Below are 7,730 nucleotides of genomic sequence, written 5' to 3'. Positions count from 1 at the left end.
TTTCTAATAATTTGAAACTGTTTTTATAAATCTAAAGTCAACTTTTCTAGGCAAGCAAGCAAAGACACAAAACTTATAGAACTAAATCTTTTAAAATACCTTTTTAATGAATCAAAAAACTCACCACAGGTAAGCTTTTGAATTTAAAAAGTTTGTCTGATAATAAACTATCAAAGAAGCGTCTGAGCAGTCAGAAGATTAATTTATTGAACTTTTTTGTTTTTCCCTTCTTTCATTCGTGTCATCCAATCTTTCTCTGCTTGTTTCATATCGATACCAGACTTCGCCAGATAATTGTTTATTCGTCCTTTATATTTGCCAAACCATGCGTGTTTTTTTTCCGAAGATCCTGCATCCATTGCATGCTCACGAGCTTCTAAAAGCCAAGTCATCATTTGATTTTTTTGTTCGGTCGACAAATTTGGTAACATCTCCATATAAGAATGATAGGTAACTTCCAGCACACTGTATGTCATGCCATCTTTTACGCCATCTACCTGCTTGGGTAAAAGATAGGTCTTCAACTCTGCTATAAATGCATAGTGCAATGTTTGCACAGCGGCATCTACGCGATTTTCTATCGCCATTTGTTCTTTTGCTTTTGCTGCTTTATCCAAACTTGACATGGATTTCAGTGCTTTTAAATCCTTATTTCTTGCTGTATATACCACATTCAAATCAAAATACTGCTTAGCAACCATTTCTTGTACGCGCGATGCTAATGCAGGGTCGGAGATGTCTAATTTATCAACTATCTTTTTTGAACGACTACTTATCATCTTAGTATAAGCTGTATCAGTTCCCGGATAAACATTCGATTGTGCCGACAAAGAACCGACACTCAAAAAAAAGAGGGATAAAACTAAGCCTGAAAAAAAATAAATTACTCTTCGCATAATGTTCTTTAATGTTTTTAAATACGGTAATAATGTATAATCCTAATCCTAATTAACCACGAATAACTCATGTTTGTTTTTGTTAGCCAAATATTCAAAACTGTAATTATTACAATTATGCACCAAGAAAAACGAACATTCATTATTTATTGTCGGCGCTCAAGCCATTCGATAATGAGACCTATTTAGCCAAGAAAAAGCCCAATCGCCAAACTTTTAGTAATAAATAAAAATTCATATGTCAAATATAGATTTATATATAAATCAATTATTATTAATGATTATCATAAAAATGTATATAATTATCAATAAAGTAACAAAAAGACTTTATTACGTTCATAATGGAGATTTTTCACCGAGAAATTAACCCGTTATTGAAGTTCAAACAACGACACAAATATTTGTGAAGAATTTGGTGGAAATGTGATACGCATGTGATAATGACCCGCATTTATCATGCTCTCAGACTGCATAGTTACATAATTCCATTTTCCCGGTCTGGATGGCTTTAATATAACCTGTTCAGATTGCAATAAGGTTCCGTCGGAAGCAAACAACTCAAGTTTCGCATCCACGGGCTTTTGATCCTTATTGGCATATTTAATTTTAAAAAAATGATAATCAGCAACGCCTAATTCAAATTTCCAGTCTATCCAGTTAGTGTTGCTGCCGTTAAACACATTCAATCTCGATTTATCATTATAAATAACAGATTTTATGCCGGCAGAATATTTGGCCTGAGCAATATCAAATGTGACATTTGGTTTCAAATCATATGCGGGCACAAGCGTCGTTACAGGATTTGCAGCGACTACATAATCCAAGTTCTTCACACTAGTAAAACTTCTTAATTTAATCGTATCACCTGCCGGATATTTTCTTTTATATACTTCCAAATCTGTTCCACCGTTCCTATCGGTTTGGATAAAAGTTTTCGTATCGGTAAAGCCTTTTAACCAAGCAGTATCGCCCAATTCCTTTTTATCAATCCCCACGAAAAGAAATATATCTTTTCGCGGTAGCAAAACTAATCCACGGGAAAGCGAAGGATCTGGCTTACTTATTTTCAGCCATTGCGCACCAAACAAATCAGGTGGCAGACTACTAAAACAAAATGGCTTATCAAAATATTGCTTTTGACCTATATCCATCCAATCTTCAACTGCCATTTTACCGTTCACGCTAGCGGTGGCTTGTACCAGCGAGAAAATAGCCGCAGGCTGCTTTGCCGGAAGCATAGCCTTATTTAAGCTCGCTATAGCAATAGCGGAAATAACAGCCTGACCACTATAAGTATTGGGAAAAGAAATGTCTAACTTGCCATTTTGGATAGTTACATAGATTACCTTTTTTAAGGCTTCGCAGAAACCTGCTTCTTTATAAATGTCCAATTTATGCAAAACTATTTTGTCATTAAAAGCAACATCGAACAGTCGCCAGCCATCGCAATTATTTCCGGCATTTTTGCCCCACCAGGGTTCTGTAAAATATAATTCCACTCTATACTTCCCGTTTTTAAGCGCAAAGACATATTTGAGTTTATTTCTTCCATATCGGAAGGTTTGGAATAAAGGCTCATTTTTTGTATTTCTAATAGGATCAAATATCCTGCGTTGGCTTGCGAAAAAAGCTGGGAGGCCCGGATAATCAGCCGTCCAAGAGGTAGACCCAAATGTATTATTGCCTTCAACCTGACGATCTGCATCCCATAAATTATTATAAGTATCTATATAAGCCGGACCTCCGCAATTAATTCTATACAAATATTTATAACCTTTCCGGGGTTTTGTGATAGATGTATTTGTTGCAAAAAGCTTTTGAAAATTAGGTGCCGTTGGTAGATGATTTAAAACAATAACGTCTGTGGCTACCGGTTTGCCTTTATAATAACCAATCGCATATAGTACGTTATATCTGATAGAGACATTATTCCAAGTAAGATGAGTACCGATTCCACCCTTGGTTTTGACACCTAAGGAATTGGCATCGACGTCATTAAACAATTCAACAGAATCGCAATTAGAATAAACGGTAATGCCGTCTTTTATTCCCGGTTGCAACCACCTGTTTGGCCAAGTATGCGAAACAATATAAACCATCGGAGAAGTCGACGGCGACGTATAATTTGAACGGTACATATAATAGCCATCAGTAGGCTCTTCCCAGGAAGTTAAGAGTCCTTTATAATTTACCGGGCCAATTCTATCTAATTCACGTAACCCCTCCGCAGCCTGCACCCTACCAGGATTATCGTGTGAATTAAACAACCAAAAAAATTGACCGCAAGTGCTGTCTTTAACAGAATTCGCTAAGTTAATTTTTTCTTCCAATAACTGACACCAACGGTTTTCACTGAGCGGCCCGCTTTCCGCATACGCTCCTTCTGTGTGTAAATCAATGGTACGCCATCCTCCATATTCACCCACTAAAAGCTGCTTCTTTATATCGGTGGCATAAGTGGCCGGATTGCCACCATAAGTTCCTGTCCAGTTTTGCGGCACGTTCCAATCAGTTCCTTCACCACCATTGCAAGTGGTAATCTTTCTCTGAGAAGAAGCAGTCGGATCCAATTGACGAATAATATTCGAACATTGTATGGCAAAGTCTTTTGGAAGCTTGCTTTCATTTTGCAAACCCCATAAAATTAATGAAGGACTATTTCTTCTTTCTATTACCCAATCCTTTAAAAGCTGTAAAAAGTTCTTTTTGAAAGCCGGCGTATCAAACCAGATATGTGCCGAAAACTGCGGCCACCAAAGCACCCCTTTTTCATCCCAATATTTTTGGTAGAGTAAATTGTGCGGCTGATGCGCGTCTCGAAACGCATTAAAACCAGCAGAGATTATCATATTCACCCTGGTCTTGATTTCTTCTTTTGTAAAGGCATGACTTTTACCAATGGCGTGTTCATAGCCTGCAATACCATTTATAAATACCGGTTTGCCATTTAAAAAAAACTGATTGGTAGCATTTCTTTTTCCGAGTGGCCAACTAATCCAACGAATACCATACGCCGTCGTATCCTCATCAATGATAGCAGTTCTATCACCGACAGTTGTTACAAAATGATATAGATAAGGATTGTCTAAAGACCAAAGCGTTACATTTTTCAGGTCTTTAAAAACTTGTTTAATAGTCTTCGTCTCGCCTGGCGAAAGAACAATATTTGTCTTTTGCGTTGCAACAATCTTACTACGCCTATCCAGCAAATTATTTATCACATTAATCCGCTTTTCTGTTGTCGCATAATTTTTTACGGTTGTCTCTGTAAATAAAGTCGCTGATTTTGAAGATACCGTGGTATCATTCCAAATATGTAGACCAAAAGGCTGCACCCTTACGTCTCCTGTAACCATTATATGCACCGGTCTGAATATACCCATCGGTTGCGATCCTTCCGAAAACCCAACTTCAGTCGAGCAGCCACCGCAAACCCAAGGCAAATCGCGAATAAAGGCCGGATGATCTGCTCTTACTGCCAACAGATTAATTCGATTATCCTTATAAACAGCATCTGTCACATTGAGTGTAAAAGAAGTTCGGCCACCTGCGTGATAACCTACTTTTTTACCATTCAGCCAAACTGTAGCATAAGATCCGACGCCTTCAAAATACAAAAAGACTTGTTTGTTCTTTGCGATACGAATCTTAAACTTCTTTCTATACCAGGCATAGCCATGTCTATTGCCATGTATAAGCCGAATGTATCCGCCATAATCGTCCCAGTTATGCGGCACATCGACAACAATCCAATGCTTTTCCTTAAAATCAAAATCTTTAAAATGTGGGAAAGCATTGATGTGAAAAGAATCCGCAATCGTATGCCAGCCTTTATCAATGATAATATCTTTCCTGCTGGGAGTCTGGCTTCGCGCGCTTAACGCAACTACCAATATTAAGCCGATTAAAATCAATATCTTTATAAATTGACTTTTTACAATTGAATAATTTTTCGTAAGCATCTTTCTCATAACAATTTCAATTGATTGTTGAGCTTATAGCTCTTTCCTTTCTGAGTAGGGAAACTTATTGTATACCCTTGGTATTTTATAGTACATTGTTTACCTGCGGTAGAATATATTTTCAGACTTTGTAATTGACCATTTCCCCAATCAAAGTCCAGCTGAAATCCGCCTCGTGCACAAATTCCGGAGACCATTCCATTAGGTAAAGCCTCGGGTAAAGCGGGTAGAATTTCTATATACCCCGCTTGGCTTTGCAACAACATCTCTGCAACTCCTGCCGCTCCACCAAAATTACCATCTATTTGAAAGGGCGGATGTGCGTCAAACATATTGTGGTAAACACCCCCTCTTTCACTGCCGTTAGCGCCTTCTGCGGGCCTTAATAGTTCGTCCAATAATTTAAGACAATGATTCCCTTCTTTAAAACGCGCCCATAAATTAACCTTCCATGCTAGAGACCAACCTGTACCACCATCTCCCCTATATATAAGTGATTGTCTAGCCGCACGCATCATCGCAGAATCTTTATCCCAAGTAATATCTGTACCAGGGAAAACGCCCCATAAGTGCGAAACATGTCTGTGCGTATCAGTGCTGTCGTCTATGTCTTGCATCCATTCTTGCAATTGCCCCAGACGGCCTATTTTATTTGGAGCAATTTTTCCATACATATTTTTAAGAGAATCATATAATTGAGGATCTAGCTTTAATTTCTTTTCTGCAATCATACAATTAAGAAACAAATCCCTAATCAGTTGATGATCCATAGTCGGCCCCGCTACCAATCCCCCATGTTCGGGCGAATTTGAAGGACTACTAATCAAATAGCCTGTTATGGGATCTATAATCAGAAAATGTGCATAGAACTCTGCTGCACTTCTCATGATGGGATAAGCAGAATCTTTCAAAAAATTACTGTCTTCTGTAAACTGATAATGTTCCCATAATAAATGACAAAGCCAGGCAGATCCGCCTACCCAAACACCATGATCTGACGCATCTATCGGTGCAGTCGCGCCCCAAATATCGGTATTGTGGTGTTCCACCCACCCAGGTGCGTTATAATGAATTTTAGCCGTAACCTGCCCAGAAACAGCAACGCGTTTAATTAATCTAAATAAAGGCTTCGAACAATCAGATAAATTCAAAACTTCACAGGGCCAGTAATTCATCTCCAAATTAATATTGGTCGTAAACTTACTTCCCCATGGAGGGGTAAGCATGTTATTCCAGATACCCTGTAAATTAGCCGCCATACCATTTGCAGGAGAGCAACTTAAAAGCAAGTAACGCGCATATTGTACATAAAGTGCAATTAAAGATGGGTCTGTTTTATCCGTATATTCTAAAATTCGCTCGTCCGTAGGAATTTTTAAATTTTGTTGACTACCTAATACTAAATTAAATTTATCAAAGGATGATTGGTAGGTGGCCATATGGTCTTCTCTTAATTTATTATAGGCAATCATTTTGGTAGCCAAAAGATGCTTAATACAACTGTCTGTCGGATTTCCCGATACATCTTTATAGGACCTAAAATTGGTCGCGGCCGTTAAGTATAATGTTGCATCCTGCGCATCCTTTATAACCAACTTATTATCAAGTACCTGGATAGAAGCATTGTTCCCGTTGACTTTCACTGATAAATAGCTAACACCAAACAATGCACCATTTTTTACCTTCACACGAAGCCCGATTGTGTGATTATCCACCTTCAAAAAAGTAAACTCCTTATGCACCGTTTGAAACCCAGTTGAGAAGCTAACGGCGTTTGCTTTATCCGCCGCTAAATGTATTGCTATAAAGTCTTTATTCGCACTTGCCCAGTATTCTCTACTATAATGAATATCACCCCTATTATAATTTACACGCGCAATAGCATCGTTGAGATTCAATTCTCGGCGATAATTTGTAATCTTACCTTTCCGATCGGAATAAATAAACAAATCTCCAAAAGGCTGATAACTCGACTCAAATTGTGGATATGCAGGTGGGTTGTCATTTTGAATCCAGTACTTCCAATTTCTGGATAATGCCATACCATCTTCGGGCAATTTACCTGCGGGATAGAGTACAAATATTTTATCCTTATTCTTTACACCAACAAAACCACCTTTGTCGAAATAGTTAAGCACCTGAATGGCAATTAGGTTTTTACCTTTCTTTAAATATTTGGAATGAATTAAATAATGCCGTTTCGTACTTATTCCGCTTCCTGAATCTACCAATACCCCATTTATATAAAGAAAATCTTCGTCTCTAATCTTTCCTAAATCTAAATACAAGTTGCTACCTACCCATTGCTTTGGCAATTCAAAATTAGTCCTAAACCACACAGCACCATCCAAGCCCTGAAAACCGCCATCCTCCCATCCATTTTTTATGGGCAGGTGCATATATTTCCAACGCCGGTCGTCATAATTAAAAGCTGCCAGTTTACTATCTTGCCTTACCTTATTGTACCATTTTTTTTTCTCTTTTTGATAGACCTCAGGATCATGGTTCTTCAACCCCATAAAATGTTTTGTAGCTAACTCTTCAGCTTCCTTTTGCTTGCCCTGAAAAAGCAGTTTTCTGATGACTGGCAAATATTTTGCAGCTCCCGGATGTGCATATTGTCTCGGCCCATCTGTCCATAAAGTAGCTTCGTTAAACTGAATATGATCAGTATCTACTCCGCCATAGACCATCGCGCCTAAACGACCATTTCCTATGGGCAATGCATCTGTCCACTGGATTGCTTTTTGCTTATACCAAAGTAATAAAGAATCTTGGGGATTACTAAATTGTGCTTTGGCAAATGCCATTGAAAAACAACTACCAAGCAAGAAAATAATTATTTTGGGGATTCTGTTTTTCATGAAAAATT

3 protein-coding genes are annotated in these 7,730 nt (G+C 38.1%); all 3 read right to left on the bottom strand.

Features of this window, described 5'->3' with window-relative positions:
* Positions 1-203 precede the first annotated feature (203 nt).
* The 3 genes from ACQR30_RS17855 to ACQR30_RS17845 all read right to left on the bottom strand — a co-directional run bounded on the left by ACQR30_RS17855 (position 204) and on the right by ACQR30_RS17845 (position 7,722).
* Positions 204-896: a DUF3826 domain-containing protein gene (locus ACQR30_RS17855; protein ID WP_429737151.1), complete on the bottom strand. Its 693-nt coding sequence runs from the start codon at positions 894-896 to the stop codon at positions 204-206.
* A 371-nt stretch (positions 897-1,267) separates the two neighbouring features.
* Positions 1,268-4,867: a malectin domain-containing carbohydrate-binding protein gene (locus ACQR30_RS17850; protein WP_429737150.1), complete on the bottom strand. Its 3,600-nt coding sequence runs from the start codon at positions 4,865-4,867 to the stop codon at positions 1,268-1,270.
* The gene (locus ACQR30_RS17845; protein ID WP_429737149.1) at positions 4,864-7,722 is read right to left on the bottom strand and encodes a glycosyl hydrolase family 95 catalytic domain-containing protein; all 2,859 of its coding nucleotides are present in this window, start codon (positions 7,720-7,722) and stop codon (positions 4,864-4,866) included. The genes ACQR30_RS17850 and ACQR30_RS17845 overlap by 4 nt, the downstream gene beginning before the upstream one ends.
* Positions 7,723-7,730 lie beyond the last annotated feature (8 nt).

Source organism: Arachidicoccus sp. (genome assembly GCF_050436765.1).
GTDB lineage: Bacteria > Bacteroidota > Bacteroidia > Chitinophagales > Chitinophagaceae > Arachidicoccus.
This window is presented reverse-complemented; position numbering and strand designations above follow the sequence as displayed.

Coding starts and splice junctions, on each gene's coding strand:
- ACQR30_RS17855 (WP_429737151.1), bottom strand. CDS start 896: ATGCGAAGAGTAATTTATTTTTTTTCAGGCTTAGTTTTATCCCTCTTT.
- ACQR30_RS17850 (WP_429737150.1), bottom strand. CDS start 4,867: ATGAGAAAGATGCTTACGAAAAATTATTCAATTGTAAAAAGTCAATTT.
- ACQR30_RS17845 (WP_429737149.1), bottom strand. CDS start 7,722: ATGAAAAACAGAATCCCCAAAATAATTATTTTCTTGCTTGGTAGTTGT.